21 protein-coding genes are annotated in these 21,352 nt (G+C 61.4%); 7 read left to right on the top strand and 14 right to left on the bottom strand.

Annotated features, from left to right (window positions below; all coding sequences use genetic code 11):
* Positions 1–15: 15 nt before the first annotated feature.
* Positions 16–927, bottom strand: a complete 912-nt coding sequence (locus tag BHC62_RS26910; RefSeq protein ID WP_070996856.1) for a DMT family transporter — start codon at positions 925–927, stop codon at positions 16–18.
* A gap of 136 nt (positions 928–1,063) precedes the next feature.
* On the opposite strand from BHC62_RS26910, the gene BHC62_RS26905 reads away from it, so the two are divergent.
* A complete protein-coding gene (locus BHC62_RS26905) occupies positions 1,064–1,948 on the top strand; it encodes an AraC family transcriptional regulator (protein ID WP_070996854.1) in 885 nt (294 codons plus the stop codon).
* Positions 1,949–2,329: 381 nt separating this feature from the next.
* Here the strand turns inward: BHC62_RS26905 and dacB are convergent, their stop codons facing one another.
* The 8 genes from dacB to BHC62_RS26865 form a co-directional block, all read right to left on the bottom strand.
* A complete protein-coding gene (dacB, locus tag BHC62_RS26900; RefSeq protein ID WP_070996852.1) occupies positions 2,330–3,799 on the bottom strand; it encodes a D-alanyl-D-alanine carboxypeptidase/D-alanyl-D-alanine-endopeptidase in 1,470 nt (489 codons plus the stop codon).
* Between the two features lie 69 nt (positions 3,800–3,868).
* Positions 3,869–6,298: a TonB-dependent receptor gene (locus BHC62_RS26895; RefSeq protein ID WP_029295507.1), complete on the bottom strand. Its 2,430-nt coding sequence runs from the start codon at positions 6,296–6,298 to the stop codon at positions 3,869–3,871.
* Positions 6,299–6,408: 110 nt separating this feature from the next.
* The gene (ykgO, locus tag BHC62_RS26890) at positions 6,409–6,558 is read right to left on the bottom strand and encodes a type B 50S ribosomal protein L36 (protein ID WP_020297337.1); all 150 of its coding nucleotides are present in this window, start codon (positions 6,556–6,558) and stop codon (positions 6,409–6,411) included.
* 181 nt (positions 6,559–6,739) lie between these two features.
* Entirely contained in the window at positions 6,740–7,717 is a 978-nt protein-coding gene (locus BHC62_RS26885) for a FecR family protein (protein ID WP_070996850.1), read from the bottom strand.
* Entirely contained in the window at positions 7,714–8,289 is a 576-nt protein-coding gene (locus BHC62_RS26880; RefSeq protein ID WP_029295516.1) for an RNA polymerase sigma factor, read from the bottom strand. Before BHC62_RS26880 ends, BHC62_RS26885 begins: the two co-directional genes overlap by 4 nt.
* Positions 8,290–8,298: 9 nt before the next feature.
* Complete coding sequence (locus BHC62_RS26875) at positions 8,299–8,625, bottom strand: DUF3325 domain-containing protein (protein WP_070996848.1); 327 nt, start codon at positions 8,623–8,625, stop codon at positions 8,299–8,301.
* On the bottom strand, positions 8,625–10,199 hold the full coding sequence (locus tag BHC62_RS26870; protein WP_070996847.1) for a PepSY domain-containing protein: 1,575 nt from the start codon (positions 10,197–10,199) through the stop codon (positions 8,625–8,627). The genes BHC62_RS26875 and BHC62_RS26870 overlap by 1 nt, the downstream gene beginning before the upstream one ends.
* Positions 10,196–10,498 (bottom strand): DUF3649 domain-containing protein, encoded by a 303-nt coding sequence (locus BHC62_RS26865; protein ID WP_029295523.1) that lies wholly within the window; start codon positions 10,496–10,498, stop codon positions 10,196–10,198. The genes BHC62_RS26870 and BHC62_RS26865 overlap by 4 nt, the downstream gene beginning before the upstream one ends.
* A 415-nt stretch (positions 10,499–10,913) precedes the next feature.
* Between BHC62_RS26865 and BHC62_RS26860 the strand changes: the two genes are divergently transcribed.
* From BHC62_RS26860 to fecA, 3 genes are all read left to right on the top strand, one after another.
* Positions 10,914–11,402 carry a sigma-70 family RNA polymerase sigma factor gene (locus tag BHC62_RS26860; protein ID WP_070996845.1) on the top strand — a complete coding sequence of 163 codons (489 nt, stop codon included), beginning with the start codon at positions 10,914–10,916 and terminating at the stop codon, positions 11,400–11,402.
* On the top strand, positions 11,399–12,343 hold the full coding sequence (locus BHC62_RS26855; protein WP_070996843.1) for a FecR domain-containing protein: 945 nt from the start codon (positions 11,399–11,401) through the stop codon (positions 12,341–12,343). The genes BHC62_RS26860 and BHC62_RS26855 overlap by 4 nt, the downstream gene beginning before the upstream one ends.
* Before the next feature lie 90 nt (positions 12,344–12,433).
* Positions 12,434–14,779 carry a TonB-dependent Fe(3+) dicitrate receptor FecA gene (gene fecA, locus BHC62_RS26850; protein ID WP_029295529.1) on the top strand — a complete coding sequence of 782 codons (2,346 nt, stop codon included), beginning with the start codon at positions 12,434–12,436 and terminating at the stop codon, positions 14,777–14,779.
* A 199-nt stretch (positions 14,780–14,978) separates the two neighbouring features.
* On the opposite strand, the gene BHC62_RS26845 is transcribed toward fecA, so the two are convergent.
* The gene (locus BHC62_RS26845; RefSeq protein WP_029295532.1) at positions 14,979–15,386 is read right to left on the bottom strand and encodes an HPF/RaiA family ribosome-associated protein; all 408 of its coding nucleotides are present in this window, start codon (positions 15,384–15,386) and stop codon (positions 14,979–14,981) included.
* A gap of 212 nt (positions 15,387–15,598) precedes the next feature.
* On the bottom strand, positions 15,599–16,546 hold the full coding sequence (locus tag BHC62_RS26840; RefSeq protein ID WP_029295534.1) for a LysR substrate-binding domain-containing protein: 948 nt from the start codon (positions 16,544–16,546) through the stop codon (positions 15,599–15,601).
* A gap of 138 nt (positions 16,547–16,684) precedes the next feature.
* Here BHC62_RS26840 and BHC62_RS26835 point away from each other — a divergent pair, with 138 nt between their 5' ends.
* The 3 genes from BHC62_RS26835 to BHC62_RS26825 all read left to right on the top strand — a co-directional run bounded on the left by BHC62_RS26835 (position 16,685) and on the right by BHC62_RS26825 (position 19,986).
* Entirely contained in the window at positions 16,685–18,061 is a 1,377-nt protein-coding gene (locus tag BHC62_RS26835; RefSeq protein WP_070996841.1) for an L-serine ammonia-lyase, read from the top strand.
* Positions 18,062–18,121: 60 nt separating this feature from the next.
* Positions 18,122–19,411 (top strand): serine/threonine transporter, encoded by a 1,290-nt coding sequence (locus tag BHC62_RS26830; RefSeq protein ID WP_070996839.1) that lies wholly within the window; start codon positions 18,122–18,124, stop codon positions 19,409–19,411.
* A gap of 257 nt (positions 19,412–19,668) precedes the next feature.
* Positions 19,669–19,986: a DUF3509 domain-containing protein gene (locus tag BHC62_RS26825; protein WP_070996837.1), complete on the top strand. Its 318-nt coding sequence runs from the start codon at positions 19,669–19,671 to the stop codon at positions 19,984–19,986.
* A gap of 1 nt (position 19,987) precedes the next feature.
* On the opposite strand, the gene BHC62_RS26820 is transcribed toward BHC62_RS26825, so the two are convergent.
* From BHC62_RS26820 to BHC62_RS26810, 3 genes are all read right to left on the bottom strand, one after another.
* Entirely contained in the window at positions 19,988–20,437 is a 450-nt protein-coding gene (locus BHC62_RS26820) for a phosphate-starvation-inducible protein PsiE (protein ID WP_029295539.1), read from the bottom strand.
* Positions 20,438–20,642: 205 nt separating this feature from the next.
* Positions 20,643–20,912: a type II toxin-antitoxin system RelE/ParE family toxin gene (locus BHC62_RS26815; RefSeq protein WP_070996835.1), complete on the bottom strand. Its 270-nt coding sequence runs from the start codon at positions 20,910–20,912 to the stop codon at positions 20,643–20,645.
* Positions 20,902–21,090, bottom strand: coding sequence for an antitoxin (locus BHC62_RS26810; RefSeq protein WP_070996833.1), 189 nt, complete (start codon positions 21,088–21,090; stop codon positions 20,902–20,904). Before BHC62_RS26810 ends, BHC62_RS26815 begins: the two co-directional genes overlap by 11 nt.
* Positions 21,091–21,352: the final 262 nt, after the last annotated feature.

The following is a 21,352-nucleotide window of genomic DNA, read 5'->3' as shown; positions in this document are numbered from 1 at the left end:
TTGCCTGCTCCCACATCAGATTTGCTTCGATTCCCAAAGCGGACTCACAGGCGTAATCGCTCGGGGCTTACGAAACACCAAGACATTCCCCAGCATCACCAGCACCAACCCGCCCAGCGCCGGGGCGGTCCACTGGTAGCCTTCGAGCAGCGCCGAGACGTTCAGCGCCACCACCGGGAACAACACCGTGCAATAGGCCGCCCGCTCCGGGCCCATGCGGCCGACCAGGGTCAGGTAGGCGGTAAAGCCGATCACCGAGCCGGGGATCACCAGGTACAGCAACGAGCCGATGTAGCGAGTGTTCCATTCCATTTCAAAAGGAATGCCCTGGATCACGCAGTACAACGCCAGCATCGATGCGCCGTAAGCCATGCCCCAGGCGTTGGTGGTCAACGGCTTGAGCCCGGCTTTCTGTTGCAGGCTCGACAGCATGTTGCCCGCCGAGAAACACATCGTCCCCAGCAACGCCAGGCCCAAGCCCAGCAGCGTCTCGGGGCTGGCGGTATGCCCGACCAGTTCCGGCCAGAACAACAACCCCAGGCCGAGCAACCCGAGACCGCCGCCCAGCAACACGTTACGCGCCACTTTCTGGCCGAAGAACACTCGGGCATTCAAGGCATTCCATAGCGTCGCGGTGGAGAACACCACGGCCACCAGGCCACTGGGGATCCATTGGCTGGCGGTAAGGAAGCACATGAAGTTCACGCAAAACAGGCACAAGCCCTGGGCCAGGCAGATCAGGTGCCCACGGCGGTTCATCACCTGCAATTTGTGACTGAGCAGCAGCAACACAAACAGCACCAGTGCCGCCAGGCCGAAGCGATAGACGATGGATGCCGCAATCTCCACCACACCCAGTTGCCATTTGAGGGCGATCCAGGTGGTGCCCCAGATCAGCACGGTCAGTAAGTACAGGGATAGGTTCATGGCGCACTCCGGTGGTTGAGCCACAGTTTCACCCCGACTGGCTGCCAGGCACTTGCAGATTCTTGCGCTTTTGTCGGGCCGAGGGATCACAGCGCCAGCCGCCGGGAGTAGGATGCAAGGCGTCGGAGAGAACCCCATGTCTGCACTGGAAAACCTACAAGTCTTCAAAGCCCTGAACAGCTCGCCCAACGCTCGCCTTGAGCTGAGTGCCGAGCTGGGTGACGGCTTGTCTGCGGCTTTGTGGAGCAACCACCACGACGCCCAGGACTACGAGGCCCCCAGCCATCACACCCTGTCTTGCTACGTGGGCGGTGGCACTGAGACATTTCGCCGTGGCCAGCCCGGCACCAAGGGCGGCCCCGACAAATTGTGCATCCTGCCCGCCGAGCATCAGTCGGCCTGGGTGATCAACGGCGAAATCCGCCTGGCCCATGTGTATTTCAGCCCGGAGCACTTTGCCCTGGGTTGCGTCACCCTGCTGGACCGCGAACCCCGGGCGCTGCAACTGCGCGAAAGCACGTTCCTGGAAGACCCGCAGCAGGCCGGGCGTTTTCATCGGTTGATCGGCCTGAACTGGCAGGAGCCCGCCGAACGCCTGCTGACCAGTAGCCTGGCCCATGAAATGCTCAGCCACACCCTGCTCAGCCAGGTCGGCCTGCGCGAAGGCTTGCGACTCAAGGGTGGATTGGCCGCACACCAACGCCGGCAGTTGGTGGAATACATCGAACAGCAACTGGCCGAGCCGCTCAGCCTGGGGCAATTGGCGGGGTTGTGTGCGTTGTCGGAGTACCACTTTGCGCGGATGTTTCGCACCAGTTTCGGCCTGCCGCCTCACCAATATGTGCTGGCCCGCCGCCTGGTGCGGGCCCAGGCCATGTTGCGCGGCGGATCACTGCCATTGGGGGAGATTGCCCTGGCGTGCGGGTTTTCCAGTGCCAGCCACTTTACCAACCGGTTTCGCCAGGCGATGGGCGCGACACCAGGTGAATACCGGCAGGCGTTCCAACCCCGCCCCCTGTAGGAGCGAGCTTGCTCGCGAAAAACCTGAGGCCAATGCGGGGCGTCAGGTTTCCCGCGTTAGCGTTAACGACCTTCGCGAGCAAGCTCGCTCCTACAAGGGGCTTTGGGCCGGGGCCGTTGCCAACCGGTTTCGCCAGGCGCTCCAACCCCGCCGCTGTAGGAGCGAGCTTGCTCGCGAAAAACCTGAGGGCGATGCGGGGCGTCAGGTGCCCCGCGTTAGCGTTAACGACCTTCGCGAGCAAGCTCGCTCCTACAAGGGGCTTTGGGCCGGGGCCGTTGCCAACTGGTTTCGCCAGGCGCTCCAACCCAGCCCCCTGTAGGAGCGAGCTTGCTCGCGAAAAACCTGAGGCCAATGCGGGGCGTCAGGCTCCCCGCGTTAGCGTTAACGACCTTCGCGAGCAAGCTCGCTCCTACAAAGGACTGTCGCCACACGGTCTTCCACAGCCTTGATCCGGCTACCCTCCACCACGTAGTTATTGGTCAGCATCGAAAACGCCAACCGCCGCCCACTCGCATCGGTGATGTAGCCCGTCAACGAAGACACCCCACCCATCGAACCCGTCTTGGCCTGCAGGTTGCCTTGTGCCGCGGTCCCGCGCAGGCGGTAACGCAGGCTGCCGCCGCTCAGGCGATCCGGGTTGCCGGCAATCGGCAGCGCGTCGTACCAGGCGTTGAACCACGGCTGCTTGCCCATGGCCAGCAGCAGGTCGGTGAAGTTCTGTGCCGACACCAGGTTACGTCGTGACAAACCGGAGCCATCCACCTGGTTCAGCGCTGCCGGGTCCAGGCCTTGGCGGCGCAGAAAATCCGCAACCGCTGCCACACCCGCCGCCGCTGTCCCGGCATTCGCCTGTTGTCGCCCCATGGCCTTGAGCAGCGCTTCGGCCATGCTGTTGTTGGACAGCTTGAGCAGCGGCCTGATCAGTTCCTGCAACGGCGCCGACTGGTGTGTCGCCAGCACAGTGGCGTTCGCCGGGCTCACACCACCGATCACCCGCCGGCCCTGCACGCTGATCCCCTGCTCCGCCAGGGCCTGGGCAAACAGATTGGCCACCAGTTGCGTCGGCTCCCACACGCTGACCCACTGGCGGCTTTGCGTCCCCGGCTTGAGGGTGCCACTGAGGCGCAGCAGGTTGCTGCCATGCTGGCGATTGAGCCCATAGCTGTTGCCTGGGCCACTGACGGCCAGATTGCTCAGTTGCACATAATCGGTAGGTGGGCTGAGGCTGACGCTCAGCGGTTGGCCGACCGCCACAGGCGCCTTGGCCGTGACGATCAAGGTGCCCGCATCAAAATCGGCATTGGGTGACACCGTCAGCGCGGAAATCTGCGCGCCGTAATACTTGTCTTCGTCGTCATGGGCCCAATCCACGCCCAGGCGTTCGGCGTCGAACCAAGTGTCATCGAACACCAAATCGCCCTGGATCTGCTGGATGCCCTGCCCGGCCAGGCTCGCCGCCAGCGCCTGGTAATCGGCCCACTGGATCGTCGGGTCGCCCAGGCCGCGCAGGTACAGATTGCCCATCAGGCGTGTGCCTTGTTGGCTGCCATTACTCAGCAACTGCGTAGAAAACCGATACTGCGGGCCCAGCACATCCATGGCCGCCGCCGTGGTCAGCAGCTTCATGCTGGACGCCGGCACCAGCCGCGTGCGTGGGTTGTGCTGGTACAGCGTGTTGCCGCTGCGGGCATCGCGCACCATCAAGGAAACGCTGGCACCGGCCAGGGCCGGATCGGCCAGCAATTGGTCCAGTGCCTGCTCGCTGGTTTTCGAAGACGTGGCACAGCCACCCAACAACAGGCTCAAGCCCACCAGCATGGCACTGGCGTGTATCCATCGTCCCAACTGCATCAAACCGTCCCGGCAATCATCAAAGAGCGCAACGCTAGCAGCTCACGCCGCCAGCGTCATCGCCAATGATCAGAACTCCAGGGTACTGGACAACGTCACCTGGCGCGCATCGCCCATGGACACAAACAGACGGCTGACGGCCGAGGTGTAGTAAGTACGGTCAAACAGGTTCTTTACGTTGAGCTGGAACTTGACCTTCTGCCCGTCGACCTTGGTGTCATAGGTGGCAAACGCATCCGCCACGGTATAGCCCGGCAAGTCGAAGCTGTTGAGGGCATCGCCGGCACGCTCACCGACATAACGCGCACCGGCACCGACGCGCAGTTGATCGCCGCCGACGATAGTGCCGAAGTCGTACACGGCTGAAACAGAGCCGGAATTCTTCGCCACGTTTTGCAGGCCCTTGCCTTTGTAGGTCGGGTCTTCGGTGACTTCGGCATCGGTATAGGCATAGCTGCCGATCAGGCTCCACTGCTCGGTCAATTGCCCGCTCAGGTCCATTTCCAGACCACGGGAACGTACCTTGCCGGCGACGCTGTAGATCGAGGTCGCGCCCTCGGTGATCGACACCAGCACGTTGCGCTTGTGGATATCAAACAACGCCACGTTGGCGGTAATGCGCCCCGGCATATCGAGCTTGGCCCCCAGCTCCCAGGACTTGGATTCTTCCGGGGCGATGCTGCCGTCGATCACCATCTTGTTGTCCAACGGCGCGATGGTGGAGTTGGGTTTGAACGATTCGGTGTAGCTGCCGTAGAACGACAGCGCATCGGTATAGCGGTACACCAGACCGGCGCGGGGCACCCACTTCTGGCCGTTGCTGTCGGTGTTGGCGGTGAACGGCCGGCCTTTGCCGGCGTACTGGTCGTACTCCTGGAAGCGGGCGCCACCGACCAGGATCCACTGGTCGGTGAGGTGGATGGCATCCTGGAAAAACACCGAGTCGCTGCGCAGCAGATCGGTCTGGTTGCTGTCCGGCGCGCTGACCGTGGTGCCCGCCACTTCGCGGCCATACACCGGGTCGTTGTAATTGAACACACTGCGGCTGGCCTGGCGGATCAGGTCGGCGCGGTAGATTTTGCGGTACTCGTCATCCAGGCCGAACACCAGGTCATGGCGCATGCCGGCCACATCCACTTTGCCTTCGAGGCTGACGGTGGTGAAGCGGTCGGTGGTCAGCGCGCCCTGGGTGCCGTCCATATTGCGGTTCAGGGTGCCATTGGGGTTGACCTTGGTCACGCGCACTTGGCTGGCGTCGTAGGTTTCGCGGTTCCAGCTGTAGCCGAAATGGGCCTTCCAGTCGTCATTCAGGTCGTGGTCAACCTCGAAGCGATACAGGTCGGAGCGGCCTTCCATATTGTTGAACGACTCGTCCAGGCGGCGCGTGGCGGGGATGTTCAGTGGGTGGTTGGTATTCGGGTCGATGGCTGTGCCACGGTCGAACGGCGAGAGGAATTCGCGGTGCTCGTAGGCCAGCAACACTTTGGTGTTGTCGCCGTACCAGGCCAGGGACGGTGCGATCAGGCTTTCGCGGTAGGTGCCAAAATTGCGCCAGTAGTCTTCATCCTGATGATCGACGATCAAGCGGTAAGCCAGGCCGCTGTCGCCGATGGGGCCGGTGGTATCGAGGTTGCCGCCGCTGCCGTTCTTGCCGCTGCCATAGCTCGAGCCGCGCACAGTAAGAGCGGTGGATTGGGTCAGCTCGGGTTTCTTGCTGACGATATTGATCACCCCGCCCGGGTCCTGGATGCCATACAGCAACGACGCCGGGCCCTTGAGCACTTCGACGCGCTCGGCGGTTTCGTTCAACGCCCGCCCCTGCACCACCGGCATGCCGTCGCGCATGACCGAGCCATTGCGGTTATCACCAAAGCCACGCAGCATCACCGCATCCTGGGTGCTGCCCAAGGTGTTGGCTTGGGTGACGCCGCTGATGTTGGTCAATGCATCGTCGAGGTTGCGCGGCACCTGGTCGCGCATCACCTGGGCCGGCACGATGTTCACGGTTTGCGGTGTTTCCAGCAGCAAGCCCTGGGAGCGCATCACCGAACTGGTGGGCGGTGGCTGGTAGCTGGTGGCTTGCTGCGGGTTCACGCCGCTGATGGTCGTGGCGCCGAGGTTGACCGCGCCTTCGGTAGGCAGCGGCTCCAGGGCCAGGGTGCGCGCGTCGATCTGGCGGAAGGTCAAGCCGGAACTGCCCAGCAGGCGCTGCAGGGCCTGGGCCGCACTCATCTGCCCAGTGACGGCCGGGGCATTGAGGGTGTAGGGCGCTTCGTCGGTGTAGACCACGCTGATGCCGGTCACGCGACTGAAATCGCTCAGTGCCTGGGGCAACGGTTTGGCCTGGAGTGCAAAGTTGAAGACCGTGCTTTGCTGTTGCGCATCCGCCGCCTGCGCCAGGCTCAGCGGCAATACCGCCAGACCTGAAGCGGCCAGAAGGGAGGCTCCCAGCCACTGTTTAACCGAACCGCCTGCCGCCGACTTTGCCCTGGACTTCATGCTTGAGAACCCGTGTAGAAAACGCCGTTAATGCGAATTTATCGCAGTTTCAAGCACTACACGGATGGCGTGGGGTTTTACCTCAGGTGAAATTGAAAATAATTTCACCCTCAGCCTTTATTCTTGTTTTTTGCCCCACCCTGGCGGGCCTTGAAGCGTGGGTTGGATTTGCAGATCACATAGATCCGCCCACGGCGCTTGACGATCTGGCAGTCGCGGTGACGGTTTTTGGCTTCTTTAAGTGAGGATAGGACTTTCATGGGGGAGGCTCCTTCGCTGAATGTAATAACATATCATAAATACAAATAAGAACAGTTATCAACTCTCTCTCACCCACCCATTCCCTGTAGGAACTGGCTTGCCAGCGATGAGGCCCCCAAGACCTACGCTGCTCTTGACGACGCCATCGCCGGCCGGCTCCTACAGGGGTGTGGATAGTTTTTAGCGAACGACGATCAGCCGGCCCAGCACATTGTGCTGCTCAAAACCCAGCACTGCTTGCAATGCCTTGAGCACCGCCTCGGGGTCCTTGCTCGGGAAGCTGCCGCTGACCCGGCGGGCGCCGAGTTGGTCATTGAGCAGCAGGATGCGGCCGGGGTAGTAACGGCCAAGGTCCTTGACCACATCGGCCAATGGGGCCTTGTAGTAGTTGAGCCAACCGTCGCGCCACCCCAGGCGTGATTCACTGTCCACGGCATGCCGCTCATCAGCCACACCCTCGACGTAGGCCAGTTGTTGGCCGGCCGTCAGAATCTGCTGAGTACCCTGGGCAGACGGCGTCACCCCTACCCGCCCCGACAACACCGTTACCTGGGCGCCCGCCGGTTGCAGGCGCACTTCAAACTGCGTGCCCAGCACCCGCACTTCGCCGCTGTCGGCGTGCACCACAAAGGCTTGCCCTGTGTGGGCGACATTGAAAAAACCGGCGCCACGACGCAGTTGGATATGCCGCTCGCCCTGGCTGAAATCCACGGCAATCGCGCTGTCGGCATCCAGGGTGATTTGGCTGTGATCGGCCAGGGTCACGGTTTTGACTTCACCCGGCGCGCTGACGTAATCGGCGCCCAGGTCGTCGGCCCAGCGCTGCGGCTGCCAACCGGCGCCCATCGACACCATCAACACCAGGCAAGCCGCCATCGCCAGTGCCGCAGACCAGCGGCGCACACGGGCGGGTTTCGCGCCATCCATGGCCTTGAGGTAACGCTGCAAGGCCAAGGCATCTTCGTCGGCCAGGGTGCTCGCCGGCACTTCGCTCAACTCCCACAACACCTGGGCCTGGGCATACGCCTCGACATGGGCCGGGTCGGCGCGCAGCCAGCGGCTGAACGTGGCCTGGTCGCCACTGCTCGGCGCATCGTGCAGCAGGCTGAGCCAGGCCAGGGCGGCCTGTTCCTGGGCGGGCGTCGGGGTGACGTTCACGGTGCTTTCCCTGGCGAGCGTGGTGGTGGGGGTTCACGAAGGCTGGCTTTGCAGGCTTCGAGGGCGCGCATCATATGTTTTTCCACGGCACTTTGGGACAGGCCCATGGCCTTGGCGATTTCTGCGTATTTGCGCCCGTGGATGCGGTTGAGCAAAAAGATCTGCCGCGTACGCTCCGGCAAACTGCGCAGCGCCGCTTCCACATGGCGCAGATCGTTGCCCGCTTCCAGCGCGGCCTGGGGCTCGGAGCCGTGATGATCCTGATGTTCCGGCAACCAGCCTTCATTGCCGCGCACCCGCGCGCCTTCGCTGCGCAAGTGGTCGATGGCGATATTGCCGGCGCAGCGCAGCAGGTAGGTGCTGAGTTCTTCGACCTGCACCAGGGGCCGGCGCCAGAAGCGCAGGAACAAGTCCTGCACCAGGTCCGCGGCCGTCGCCCGGCAGCCTACGCGGCGGCTGACCAACGCCTCCATCTGTGAGCGCTGGGACAAAAATACCTGCAGGAAATGTGCACGCCCGCCCGACGATTCTGCGTGGGGGTGATCCTGGGGTTCGGGCGGTGTGCTGATCATCGACAGGGCTCAGAGGGTCGCGAATGCCGCAACGGGGCTGGCCAGCAGGCCGATGCCCGCGAGGATCAAGGCCAGCCTTGGCCGATACGGCAACAGCAACACCAGCAACAGCCCGCTGAGCATCAGCACCGCGCACCAGTCCACCAGGCCCCGGCTCCAGCCGGCCATGTGCACCGCCGGCCAGATCGACAGCGCCAACAGCAGCCATCCGCCCACACGCAACCCCAGGCGCCGCCGTGGCGAAGGTTTGCTGTGCAGCAACTCGCCGTGGTGACGATCCAGGGACAGGCACAGCGCAACAAAGCCTGCGTAGCACAGCAACAAGGCCAGCAACATCAGTGCACCTCGCCTTTGAGAGTCAGTGGGCGGGCACGCTCGGCCCGGGGCTGCTCGGCGCTGCGGTGCTGCATTTTCCAGGCAGCCCAGGCCAGGAACAGGCCGCTGCCCAGGCACGTCAGGTCAAAACCGGCCATGGCCCAATCACCCTTGGCCAGCGACACGCCCAGGTGCTCGGAAGTGGTCAGCGCATTGAGCAGCGGCACGGCCATGAACAGCACGGCGCCCAGGCCCAGTTGCTCGATCCAGGCGCGGCGGCCACGGCGCAGCATGGCATGGAGCAAGGTCAGGCCCCAGGCGATAAAGAAGCTCTGCACTTCCCAGTCCGAACGCTCGGCGAAGGTCGCAGGCAGCAGGCGATTGGCCCAGAAAAACACTGCAATGGCGATGAGCAGCCCGGACATACTGGCCAGGTTCAGCACTTCAACCAGGCGCAATTCAAACGGCATCACCCCGGTTTTTGCGTGCTTGAGCTGCCGCTTGCCCAGCCAGATCACCAGGCCGGTGCCAATCATCGCCGTGCCCGCCAGGCCGCAGATAAAGTACAGCCACCGCAGCAGCGGGCCGGCGAAATGCCCCATGTGCAGGCCATAGAAGCTGCCCCCAATCGCCATCGGCAGCGACTGCTCGGCACTGACCCGTAGCAGCTGGCCAGTGTTGCCATTAAACGACACGGTACTGCCGAAATCATGCACCACCCGGTCAGAGCCGGCGCGGGAGACATTGACCGAGGCATTCACATCGCCAGGGTTGTTCACCGCCAGCCGCCCCACATGACCACCGTCCCACTGCGCCCGCGCCTGTTCCACCAGCGGCGCCAACGGCTGCAGTTTGCCCGGCTGGCCGAGGGCCGGCGCGTTGTCGGTGGCGGGGAACAATTCATTGAAGAAGGCGCGGGTGTCGCCGTCATAGGACGCGATGATGCTGGCGGGCATGACCATGGTCATGAAAATCACCAGGCTGCTGTAGGTGATCATCAGGTGGAACGGCAACACCAGCACGCCGACCGCATTGTGCCCATCGAGCCAGGAGCGCTGGCCCTTGCGCGGACGGAAGGTGAAGAAGTCCTTGAAGATTTTCTTGTGGGTGATGATCCCGGTGATCAGCGCCACAAACATCACCATCGCGGCGATAGTCGACAACCAGCGCCCCCACGGATGGGGCATCTGCAACTGGAAGTGGAACCGGTAGAAGAACTCGCCGCCCATGGTTTCCCGGGCCTGGAGCTGTTCGCCGGAGACCGGGTCGAGCATTTTCTCGATGAAATTGCCGCGCCGGCCAGGGTCGATCTTGTCTTGCCACATCACCGATAAACCGGGGTCGCGGCTATCGGGCAAGCCGATAAACCAACGGGCCGCCGTGGGTGCGTGCTGTTCCAGGTAGCGTTGCGCCACGGCCACGCTGCGCGCATCGTCCACGGCATGGGCGGGTACTTCCGGCTGCATCCAGTGGGTGATTTCGCCCTTGAAGTAAGACAGGGTGCCGGTGAGGAAAATCGCGAACAGCAACCAGCCGAAAATCAACCCGGCCCAGGTGTGCAACCAGGCCATTGCCTGACGGAAACCCTCTTTCATGGGCGCCCCATCCAATAGGCCAGGCCAGCCAGGGTGGCCAATATCGCGCACGGCACCAGCACGCCAAACCAGGCGCGGGCCGCACTGCGGCAGGCAAAGCACCAGATCACCGCCAGCAGGTAGAACACAAAGGAACTGAGCATGCCACTGACCACCGCATCGGCGCGCGAGAGTGGCAGCCAGAAGCTCAGGCACACGCTGGCCAGGGACGCCAACACATAGCCGCCGACGACAGCCGCCAGCAGGCGCGACGTCACACCGAGGCGATAGGAAAGAGGAAGTGAGGCTTTGCTTTTCATGCCAGTGGCGCCTGGTTTATCAGGGGCGGGAGTTTAATGATAAATATTCTCATAAGCAAAAGAGAACGACGAACATCAAATGTACCTTGGCTGCGATGGCGGTGGGGCAGTCGATATACAGGTGGCTGAACCACCGCCTTCGCGGGCAAGCCCACACAGGGGATCTCGGCGAGGCAGGAAGTTTTGGACACGCCACAAAACAAATGTGGGAGCTGGCTTGCCTGCGATAGCGGTGGGTCAGTTAACGCATAGGTGACTGACACAGCGCTATCGCAGGCAAGCCAGCTCCCACAGGTGACTGGCGGCTATAAAAGCAGCTATCGGTCTTCTGCCGATTGCTGAATGCCATCTCGCCGCCTACAATGCGAACAATTCTCGTTACCTAAAGCATGCAGATGCTGCCGGAGTGTTCGCGTTGCGGCCGTCCAATACCGTCGAAGTCCTGTATCACGACCATCACCACTGGCTGACCGGCTGGTTGCGACGCAAGCTCGGCTGCCCGCAAAGTGCCGCAGACCTGGCCCAGGATACGTTTATCCGGGTGTTGACCGCCCGCGAGACACCGACGCTGATCGAGCCCCGCGCCTTCCTCACCACCATCGCCAAGCGCGTGCTGTTCAACCACTACCGCCGCCAGGACCTGGAACGCGCCTACCTCGATGCCCTGGCGCAAATGCCCGAGTTCGTTGCGCCGTCGGAAGAAGAGCGGGCGATCATCCTGCAAACCCTGATGGAGCTGGACCAGTTGCTCGACGGTTTGCCAGTGCTGGTCAAGCGCGCTTTCCTGCTGGCCCAACTCGATGGCCTGACCTACGGGCAAATCGCTGCCGAACTGGGGATCTCCATCGCCACCGTCAAACGTCATCTGAATAAAGCCGCCATGCGCTGCTATTTCGCCCTATGAACCCCACCGCGAACTTCTCGACCCAAGTCGCCGAGCAGGCGGTGCAGTGGCTGATGCAAATGCAGCAAGGCCCGCTCAACCCGCGCCAACAGGCAAACTGGCAGCATTGGCTGGATGCCCACAGCGAACATCAACGGGCGTGGGAGCATATACAGCGGGTCAACCAGCGCTTGCGCGGGATGCCCTCGCCCCTGGCCCATGCGACGTTGAACGCACCGCAATCGAGTAGCCGGCGCCAGGCCCTGAAGCTGTTGTTGATTCTGGGCGCCGGTTCGGCAGCGACCTGGGGCTTGCGCCAGCAGCACTTGATCCCGCCATTGACCGCCGACTACCGCAGCCCCCTCGGCCAGCGGCGCAAGGTACAGCTGGCCGATGGCAGCCAACTGCAACTCAATACCGCGAGTGCGGTGGATGTGCAATTCGATGGCCCACAACGGCTGATCCGCCTGCTCGAAGGCGAGATATTGCTGCGCGCCAACACCCCACTGCAGATCATCACCAGCCAGGGCATCGTCACCACCCAGGCGGCGCAGGTGAATGTGCGCCAGTTCAACGATCACACCCAGGTCGCGGTGCTGGATGGCCAGGTGCAAATGTCACCCAAGTCCTACAGCGGTCTGCCCCTGACCCTGGAAAAATCCCACCTGGCCAACCTCACCCGCAAAGGCTGGGATATGCCGCGCCCCACCGATGCCAATACGGGCGCCTGGGCCGACGGCATGCTGGTGGCGTCGCACATGCGCCTGGCAGATTTCCTCGAGGAACTGAGCCGATATCGCCGCGGCCAATTGCAGTGTGATCCACAGGTGGCGAACTTGCTGATCTCCGGCAGCTACCCGTTGGACGACAGCGAACGCATCCTCGACCTGCTGCAAATCAGCCTGCCGGTCAAAGTGCGACGTTTTACCCGTTACTGGGTCAGCGTCGAAGCCCGCGTTTAAATTATTTTCGGCAAACTTGAGCCGTTTTCCGCACCTCGCGTGACAGAGAGGGAAAGCCACCCAGTTTCCCACCTCTGAGGAACGTTCTTCATGCCCCAGCAACCGACTCGCCTGACGCCACTTACCCGCACGCTGCGCCACTTGCTGCTGGGCGCGAGCCTCAGTTTCAGCGCCCTGCCCTACGCCATGGCGGCCGAGGCCAAGCCTTATCAGATCGCCCCGACGTCCCTGGAGGCCGCGCTGAATCAGTTTGGCCGTGAAGCCGGCGTGCTGATTTCCTTTGGCTCGGAAGTGACCGCCGGCGTACAAAGCCAGGGCCTGACAGGCAACTACACCACCGAGCAAGGTTTGAACGCATTGCTCAAGGGCACCGGCCTGCAAGCCCGCGCCGAAGGTAACAACGCCTACAGCCTGCAACCGCTGAACGCACCGGCCACCCTGGAGCTGGGCACGTCCAATGTCGTGGGAGACTGGCTGGGCGATGCCGCGCAAACCAACGTCTTCGAACACCCCGGCGCCCGTGATGTGATCCGTCGCGAAGAGTTCGAGCGCCAGGGCGCAACCCAGGCCAGGGACGTGCTCAACCGCATTCCCGGGGTCAACGCTCCAGAAAACAACGGCACCGGCAGCCACGACATGGCGCTGAACTTCGGCATTCGCGGGCTCAATCCGCGCCTGGCGTCACGCTCGACGGTATTGATGGACGGGATTCCGGTGCCCTTCGCCCCGTATGGCCAACCGCAACTGTCGTTCGCGCCGGTCAGCATGGGCAACATGGATGCAGTAGACGTGGTGCGCGGCGGTGGCGCCGTGCGTTACGGGCCGCAAAACGTCGGCGGCGTAGTCAACTTCGTGACCCGGGCGATTCCGGATGCACCGACGGTCAAGGGTGGCCTGCAGACCGAGACCAGCCCATCCTCCAGCCATGATGGCTTCAAGACCACCGGCAATCTGCTGGCGGGCGGCACTGCCGACAACGGCCTGGGCGGCGCGATCCTGTATTCCGGCACCCGCGGCGGTGACTGGCGCGAACACAGCGACACACAAATCGACGACCTGATCCTCAAGGGCAACTACCAACTGGACGAAGCCAACAGCTTCAATGCCATGGCCCAGTACTACGAAGGTCAGGCCGATATGCCCGGTGGCTTGAGCACTGCGGCCTACAAGGCCGACCCGTATCAGTCCACCCGCCCCTACGACAAATTCTGGGGCCGCCGTACGATGTTTAACGTCGGCTACCGCTACCAGGAAGATCGCCGGGAATTCACCGTCAACAGCTTCTTTACCAAGACCCTGCGCAGCGGTTATCTGGACCAGGGCAGCTTCCTTTCGCTGTCACCGCGCGAGTATTGGGTACGCGGCCTGGAAACGCGCCTGGCCCAAGGCTTCGACCTCGGCCCGACCAGCCACGAAGTCGGTGTGGGCTACCGCTACATCAACGAAGCCGGGCATGAATTGCGCTACCGCACGCCGATTGCGGCCAACCAGCAACTGCCCAACACCGACAGCCGCAACGACCGCGACACCCGGGGTGGCACCGAAGCCAATGCATTCTTTATCGACGACCGGATCGATATCGGCAAGTGGACCATAACCCCTGGCATCCGCTACGAGATGATCAAGTCGCAACAGACCAACAACCTGACCAACGTCAAATACAAGGGCGACTACAACACCGCCTTGCCGGCGTTGAACGTGCTCTATCACCTGACCGACGACTGGAACCTGTACGCCAACACCGAAGGCTCCTTCGGCAGCGTGCAGTACAGCCAGATGCCCAACCGTGTGAGCAGCGGCGCGGTCAAGCCGGAAAAGGCCCGCACCTGGGAAGTCGGCACCCGCTACGACAACGGCGCGCTGCGCGCGGAAATCGGTGCGTTCCTGATCAACTTCGACAACCAGTATGAAAGCAACCAGACCAACGACTCGGTGATCGCCCGGGGCGAAACCCGGCACCAGGGCATCGAGTCCAGCCTCAATTATGCTCTCGATGGCTTGAGCCCGGCGCTGGCCGGTTTTGATGTGTACGCCAGCTACGCCTACGTCGATGCAACCATCCGTGAAGACGGCCCGAACAAAGGCAACCGCGTGCCGTTTTCGTCCAAGCACAAAGGCACCCTGGGCGTGGGCTACACCGAAGGTGCATGGAAGTTGAACCTGGACAGCACCTACCAGAGCAGCCAATTCGCCGACAACGCCAACACCCGGGCTGAAAGCGTGGACGGCAGCACCGGGCGCATTCCTGGCTACATGCTGTTCAGCAGCCGCGCGGCCTATGACTTCGGCCCGCAATTGTCGGACTTGAATGTGGCGGTGGGGGTGAAGAACATCTTCAACACCCAGTACTACACCCGCTCGTTTGACGACAACAACAAGGGCAAATACGTGGGCGAACCGCGCACGGTGTACGTACAGACCTCGGTCGCATTCTGACGGCCGGACTACCGGCTTACTGTAGGAGCGAGCTTGCTCGCGAAAAGCTTAAGAACACCGCGTGCCCGCAGGATCTGCGCGTTATCCTTTACGCCCTTCGCGAGCAAGCTCGCTCCCACAGTGAAGCGTTCATCAGACACAAAAAAACGGGCCTGCATCTGCAGGCCCGTTTTGTATGGGGTTGAAAAACACTCAGCAATCAGCTGTTAAGCGCAGCCTGTTCGTTTTCCAGGAATTCCTCTTCAAGCCCGGCTTCATCGACTTGGTTGTTTGGCGTGCTTTTCTCTGCACGCGGCTTGCCTTGCAGCCTGCCGAACAGATGTTCCAGCGCGTTATCCAGTTTGGTGGCCGCCCCGTCGATCGCTTGTTCCAGGGTGTCGGCTTTATGGATAACCGAAATCGGTTGATGCCCCTTTGGCCGCGCTTCCAGGCGGCAACTTAAATCGTGGGGGCCCGGCTTGTCGCCGTTCTCATCCTTCAAAAAGACTTCGATGCGGGTCAAGTCTTCTTCATAACGTTCGAGCGTGCTCTCAATGGTAGTACGTACCCACTCCTCCAGTCGGATGCTGCTTTCAATATGGTTATCGCTGTTGACTAGGATTTGCATAGTGTTTCCCTTATTTCAGCTAGCTCGCCAGAGATCACAACTGCAACACCGATGCGGTGAAACCATGACCTCTTGATTACACAATTGAGCACCTGAGAGAACAATTCAACCCCTACGCAAAGATAAATCCTACATTACAAATTAAGTCTGACAACCGCCCAAAGCGCTGTTATGGTCGGGAGTTGGGTACACCTGCTCACCTGCGTAAATCCTCACAATTGCCCCTCTCCCAAGGGGTGCAATCCGCGAAAAATCTCCGCCTCCTCCACCAGCCAGTCATGCACCGCACGTACGCCGGGATGGTTCAGCGCGCCTGGCGCATACAGCAGCACGTAGCGTTTGTGATTCGCAACCGCGAGCCCGAACGGCACGATCAGGGTGCCACGCTCCAATTCATCATTGAGCAGGGTGCGCCGGGCAATCGCCACACCCATGCCGGCAATGGCGGCCTCGATGGTCAGGTGGTTACGGTTGAAGGTGTGGCCGCGCCGCACGTCCGCGTCGTGATAGCCGATAGCATTCAGGTAAAACTCCCACTCCGCATACTCATAACTCCCACGCCAGGCGGTGATGTCGTGCAGTAACGGGAAATGGGCCAGGTCGGCCGGGCCGTGCAGCGGTGGCCGACCGCGCAACAGGCTCGGCGCGCACACCGGGAATATCTGCTCATCCAGCAAGGCTGTGGATAACAAACCCGGATAACTGCCGTCGTTAAGGTCGATGGCCAGATCGAAGTCGCCTTCGTGCAAGGCGATGCTGCTGTCTTCGGCCACCAATCGCAGTTGGATATCCGGAAAACGCTGCTGCAAACGCGGCAGGCGCGGCGTCAACCACTTGCCGAGGAATGACGGAATGGAGCGCAGGCGCAAGGTGCCGCTGATCATCCCCGCATCCAGGCGCTGCAACTCGGCATCGATACTGCCGTAGGCCTCGCTCACCGTGATCGCCAGCCGCTGCCCTTCGGCACTCAACTCCACGCCGCGCGCCCGTCGATGAAACAGGCGAAAGCCCAGGCGCTCTTCCAATTGGCGAATCTGCTGGCTGACTGCACCGGGTGTTATGTGCAGTTCTTCGGCGCAACGGGTAAAGGACAGATGCCGTGCAGCGCAGGCAAATACGTGCAACCAGACATACGTCTGGGCATGCAGGGGGCGGGCCATAGAGTTTAGTCCTGCTAAAGGGTGTCTTAGGATAATTCGTTGGTCAGTGCCGATCTAGAGGGGCAGTATCGCGCCACTTCCGCTTGTCCTACAAACAATGGCAGCGATTTCCTACTCCATAGCTTGTAAGGCTTTAGCATGGCTATCAGCGTTTTTGATCTATTCAAGGTGGGCATCGGCCCGTCCAGCTCCCATACCGTTGGCCCCATGCGGGCGGCGGCCACCTTCGCCCAATCCCTCGCAGACCAACAAGTGCTGGAGCAAACCCAGCGCGTGGAAGTGCGCCTGTACGGTTCTCTGTCTGCCACCGGCGTGGGCCATGCCACCGACCGCGCCTGCGTGATGGGGCTGATGGGCGAATGGCCGGATCGGGTTGACCCTACCTCGATCGGGCCGCGTATCCAGCAGTTGCGCGAATCAGGCCGATTGTTGCTTGCCGGTACCCAAGAAATCTCCTTCAACTGGCAGCACGACCTCCTGCTGCTGGAGGAAAGCCTGCCCTACCACCCCAACGCCATGTCCCTGCATGCCTACGGGGCAGACGGCCTGTTGAGCGAACAGACCTACTACTCGGTGGGCGGTGGTTTCATCATCGAGGCCGCGGAAGCCGAGTCGGGTATTGCTCCCACCAGCGATGTAGAACTGCCCTACGACTTTTCCAGCGCCGTCGAACTGCTGGCCCTGTGCAACAAGCACGGCCTGCGGGTTTCCGAATTGATGATGGCCAACGAGCGCGCCTGGCGCAGTGACGAAGACATCCGTAGCGGCCTGCTGCATATCTGGTCGGTGATGCGCGAGTGCGTCGAGCAGGGCCTGCGTGATGAGGGCATCTTGCCCGGCGGCCTGGATGTACCGCGCCGCGCCGCCAAGCTGCACCGTAGCCTGCTGGAAATAGGCAAACCGAATGTGATCACTTCAACGTTGTCGGCCATGGAATGGGTCAACCTGTTCGCCCTCGCCGTCAACGAAGAAAACGCCGCCGGTGGGCGCATGGTCACCGCGCCGACCAATGGCGCGGCCGGGATCATTCCGGCAGTGCTGCACTACTACATGAAATTCAACGCCGACGCGTCTGATGATGATGTGGTCAATTTCTTTCTGGCTGCCGCCGCCGTCGGCATCCTGTGCAAGAAAAACGCCTCGATCTCCGGCGCCGAAGTCGGCTGCCAGGGCGAAGTCGGCTCGGCCTGCGCCATGGCCGCCGCAGGTCTGGCGGACATTCTCGGCGCCACCCCCGAGCAACTGGAAAACGCCGCCGAAATCGGCCTGGAGCACAACCTCGGCCTGACCTGCGATCCAGTCGGTGGCCTGGTCCAGGTGCCCTGTATCGAGCGCAATGCCATCGCCGCCGTCAAAGCCATCAACGCCACGCAGATGGCCCTGCGCGGCGACGGCAAGCACTTTATCTCCCTCGACCGGGTGATCCGCACCATGCGCGATACCGGCGCCGACATGCATGACAAATACAAAGAAACTTCACGGGGCGGCCTGGCTGTCAGTTGGGTGGAGTGCTGAGGAGCACGACTACCCGCCCCATACGTGAGCCCGCGCAAAAATAATAACGAGGCAATAACGATGACCGATGTACGTACACCTGCTGCCGAAAATCCCGCTTCTGTCACGCAAACCGTAACCACCGGCTGGACCAAGCACGACACCACCTGGATGCTCGGCCTCTACGGCACCGCCATCGGTGCCGGCACCCTGTTCCTGCCGATCAACGCCGGGGTCGGTGGCTTCTGGCCATTGATCATCCTGGCGCTGCTGGCCTTCCCCATGACCTTCTTCGCCCACCGTGGGCTGACGCGCTTTGTGCTGTCGGGCAAATCCGGCGACATTACGGACGTCGTGGAAGAACATTTCGGCGTTGGCGCCGGCAAGCTGATCACCCTGCTGTACTTTTTCGCCATCTTCCCGATCCTGCTGGTGTACAGCGTCGCGCTGACCAACACCCTCGGCAGTTTCATGGAACACCAACTGCACATGACCCCGCCCCCACGGGCGATTCTGTCCCTGGTACTGATCCTCGGCCTGATGGCCATTGTGCGTTGCGGCCAGGGCGTGATCGTCAAGGCCATGAGCGTGCTGGTCTACCCGTTTGTCGCCGCCCTGCTGTTGCTGGCGCTGAGCCTGATCCCCAACTGGAACGGTGCGTTCTTCGCTTCGGCCAGCGAGGGCATGCCCCTGCCGGCATTCTTCAAGACCCTGTGGCTGGCGATTCCGGTGATGGTGTTTTCGTTTAACCATTCGCCGATCATCTCGGCCTTCGCGGTGGACCAGAAACGCGTGTACGGCGCCCAAGCCGAACGCAAGAGCAGCGGCATCCTGGCCATGGCCCACGGCATGATGGTGCTCACCGTGATGTTCTTCTGCTTCAGTTGCGTACTGGCACTGTCACCCGCCGACCTCGCGGCCGCCAAGGCACAGAACATCTCGATCCTGTCCTACCTGGCCAACCACTTCCAGACCCCGGTGATCGCCTACGCTGCGCCTTTGATCGCGCTGGTGGCCATCACCAAATCCTTCCTCGGCCACTACATCGGCGCCAGCGAAGGCTTCCAGGGCCTGATCGTCAAATCCCTGCGCGGGCGCAACCGCACCCTGTCGGCGCGCTGGCTGGAACGTTGCACCGCTGTGTTCATGATCCTCAGTTGCTGGGCCGTCGCCACCTTCAACCCAAGCATCCTGGGCATGATCGAAACCATGGGCGGGCCGATCATCGCGTGCTTGCTGTTCCTGATGCCGATGTACGCCATCCGCCGCGTGCCATCGCTGCGCCAGTATTCGGGCCAGGTATCGAATGTATTTGTGGTGCTGCTGGGGTTGATTGCGCTGTCTGCGGTCATTTTCTCGCTAGTGCCCTGAAACAGATCACCCTGTAGGAGCGGGTTTGCCCGCGATGGCGGTATGTCAGTCACTAAATGGTTGGCTGATCCACCGCAATCGCGGGCAAGCCCGCTCCCACAGGGGCAGCTCGTCGTCAGAAAGATGCCTGTACGGCACGCCCCTTGCTGTACACCCACTGAAGGAAAACGGAGCTTGTGACCGGTGGTCAGGCAACACGAACCAATCCCGATACCGGTCGTCAATCAGTGCATGTTCTTATCAGGCGGTAACGCACCATGGACAATCCTTTTCAGCTGATCACCGACACGTTCTCCCCAAAGTACCGGGTCAACCTGAGCATCCAGCGCCTGGACGGCAGCATCATGCTGACCCTCTCCGACGACAGCGGCGTGGTTGCCAAACGCATGATCAGCGCCGAACAGCGCAACGACCCACAACGCCTCAAACGCCTGGTGCAAAGCGTGCAATTCGGCATTGCCATTGAACAGGGGCACAGCGCCATGGAGATCCTGGCGGTGATGACCGACGGCGACAGTCACAAACTGCTGCAGCGCCCACCGAGCAACCGGCCGCCGATCACGGCCGGGCTCTGACTCAGGACTCGGACTTTTCCTTGACCGATGGGTAACGCGACGACGCAAAGCGCACCACCAGGATGGCAAACGCCAACAGCAGAATCCCACCGCACAGGTAAATGATGCCCAGGTCCGGGGCATTGTGGTGAGACACGTCGCCGATCAGCAGGCGGGTCAATGCGGTGATTGCTACGTAAAGCAGGAAGCGGATGGGCATGTGGTTGGTCTTGAAATAGATCCCCACCATGGCGCCCAGCTCCAGGTAGATAAACAGCAACAGGATGTCATCAACGCTGATGCCACCTTTTTGCAACATGTCGATAAAGGTCAGCACAGCCGCATAGGCGGTGATTGCACCGATGCCAAACAGCGCTAGGTAGTGAAACGCCTCCACCGCCAGATTACCCAGGGAATCTGCGTTTGCGTGCAAGCTTTTGCGCACTTTGTCGGCCCACTTCATTTCTGTCATTACTCACCACCACTGTTTAAAAAATAGCCAACTGTTTGCCATTGCCTAAGCCATGCTTTGGCCCGGGGATAATGCCCGTTTGGCATGACGATTTCTCTGCATGCAGAAAGAAGGCCAGAGATTGCAGAATGAGATGATGGTGGAATGACAGGAGACACGCATACAGAAAAACACATTAACTCTGAGCCTCCGAGAGGCCGGTTTATCAGGGATACCGTTGGCGCGCATGCAAGACCGAGAGTACCCGGATGTAGTCCGTCACTTGATAAACAACCAGATAATTTGGATGAACCACCATCTCCCGCGTGCCGATAACACGTCCGGGTCGGTAAAGATGGGGCCTACGGGACAGAGCCAGTACAGAGGCTTCTATTGCCTGGTTTAGCTCAAGTGCTGCGACTAAATTGCGGTCGCTGATGTAACTAATAATTTGCTGGAGTTGCTCCCGCGCTGCGGGCGCCCACTCAATCAGCATCGCCTTTCTTGCGTTTGGATGCGATCAGGGCGCGCATCTCAGCCATCACCTCATCATGAGGAATACCTGGCCTTGGGTCATCAAGAGCGGCTTGCACCTTGGCGCGAAACCACCGGTCATAGCTGTCGGCCTGCTCTTCAGTCTCTGCGGGGGTAGCAGAAGAAAAGGAAGTGTCCATAAAAGCCTCCATTGTTGATGAAGAAGGAGTCTAGTCGTTGCTGTTTTGACTGTCGTGCTCAAAGCGATGAAGTGAGTCTGGGGGGTTGGGCATGGCGTATCTCTTCTTGATCGAATGGATATCCAGCACCGTCTGCCGCCAAGCAGATTGGGTGACGGACCGGTAAGAAGAAACCCAGCACCCCGCCTCGACACAGGAAAGCAGGCGTAAAAACACCAGCGTTCTTGTTGGGGGTTGTTGCGCTATCTTCTACCGGGCCGAC

It is taken from the genome of Pseudomonas sp. 06C 126, assembly GCF_001855215.1.
GTDB classification, from domain to species: Bacteria; Pseudomonadota; Gammaproteobacteria; order Pseudomonadales; family Pseudomonadaceae; genus Aquipseudomonas; species Aquipseudomonas proteolytica.
Note: the sequence above shows the minus strand (reverse complement) of the source record. Positions and strands in the feature narration are given on the sequence as shown.

Excerpts from the sequence above, each read along its gene's own strand:
- dacB (WP_070996852.1), bottom strand. The coding sequence starts at position 3,799 with ATGCAGTTGGGACGATGGATACACGCCAGTGCCATGCTGGTGGGCTTG.
- BHC62_RS26830 (WP_070996839.1), top strand. The coding sequence starts at position 18,122 with ATGACCGATGTACGTACACCTGCTGCCGAAAATCCCGCTTCTGTCACG.
- ykgO (WP_020297337.1), bottom strand. The coding sequence starts at position 6,558 with ATGAAAGTCCTATCCTCACTTAAAGAAGCCAAAAACCGTCACCGCGAC.
- BHC62_RS26905 (WP_070996854.1), top strand. The coding sequence starts at position 1,064 with ATGTCTGCACTGGAAAACCTACAAGTCTTCAAAGCCCTGAACAGCTCG.
- BHC62_RS26845 (WP_029295532.1), bottom strand. The coding sequence starts at position 15,386 with ATGCAAATCCTAGTCAACAGCGATAACCATATTGAAAGCAGCATCCGA.
- BHC62_RS26910 (WP_070996856.1), bottom strand. The coding sequence starts at position 927 with ATGAACCTATCCCTGTACTTACTGACCGTGCTGATCTGGGGCACCACC.
- BHC62_RS26855 (WP_070996843.1), top strand. The coding sequence starts at position 11,399 with ATGAACCCCACCGCGAACTTCTCGACCCAAGTCGCCGAGCAGGCGGTG.
- BHC62_RS26875 (WP_070996848.1), bottom strand. The coding sequence starts at position 8,625 with ATGTTGCTGGCCTTGTTGCTGTGCTACGCAGGCTTTGTTGCGCTGTGC.
- BHC62_RS26810 (WP_070996833.1), bottom strand. The coding sequence starts at position 21,090 with ATGGACACTTCCTTTTCTTCTGCTACCCCCGCAGAGACTGAAGAGCAG.
- BHC62_RS26825 (WP_070996837.1), top strand. The coding sequence starts at position 19,669 with ATGGACAATCCTTTTCAGCTGATCACCGACACGTTCTCCCCAAAGTAC.
- BHC62_RS26865 (WP_029295523.1), bottom strand. The coding sequence starts at position 10,498 with ATGAAAAGCAAAGCCTCACTTCCTCTTTCCTATCGCCTCGGTGTGACG.
- BHC62_RS26835 (WP_070996841.1), top strand. The coding sequence starts at position 16,685 with ATGGCTATCAGCGTTTTTGATCTATTCAAGGTGGGCATCGGCCCGTCC.
- BHC62_RS26820 (WP_029295539.1), bottom strand. The coding sequence starts at position 20,437 with ATGACAGAAATGAAGTGGGCCGACAAAGTGCGCAAAAGCTTGCACGCA.
- BHC62_RS26895 (WP_029295507.1), bottom strand. The coding sequence starts at position 6,298 with ATGAAGTCCAGGGCAAAGTCGGCGGCAGGCGGTTCGGTTAAACAGTGG.
- BHC62_RS26880 (WP_029295516.1), bottom strand. The coding sequence starts at position 8,289 with ATGATCAGCACACCGCCCGAACCCCAGGATCACCCCCACGCAGAATCG.
- BHC62_RS26815 (WP_070996835.1), bottom strand. The coding sequence starts at position 20,912 with ATGCTGATTGAGTGGGCGCCCGCAGCGCGGGAGCAACTCCAGCAAATT.
- BHC62_RS26840 (WP_029295534.1), bottom strand. The coding sequence starts at position 16,546 with ATGGCCCGCCCCCTGCATGCCCAGACGTATGTCTGGTTGCACGTATTT.
- BHC62_RS26870 (WP_070996847.1), bottom strand. The coding sequence starts at position 10,199 with ATGAAAGAGGGTTTCCGTCAGGCAATGGCCTGGTTGCACACCTGGGCC.
- fecA (WP_029295529.1), top strand. The coding sequence starts at position 12,434 with ATGCCCCAGCAACCGACTCGCCTGACGCCACTTACCCGCACGCTGCGC.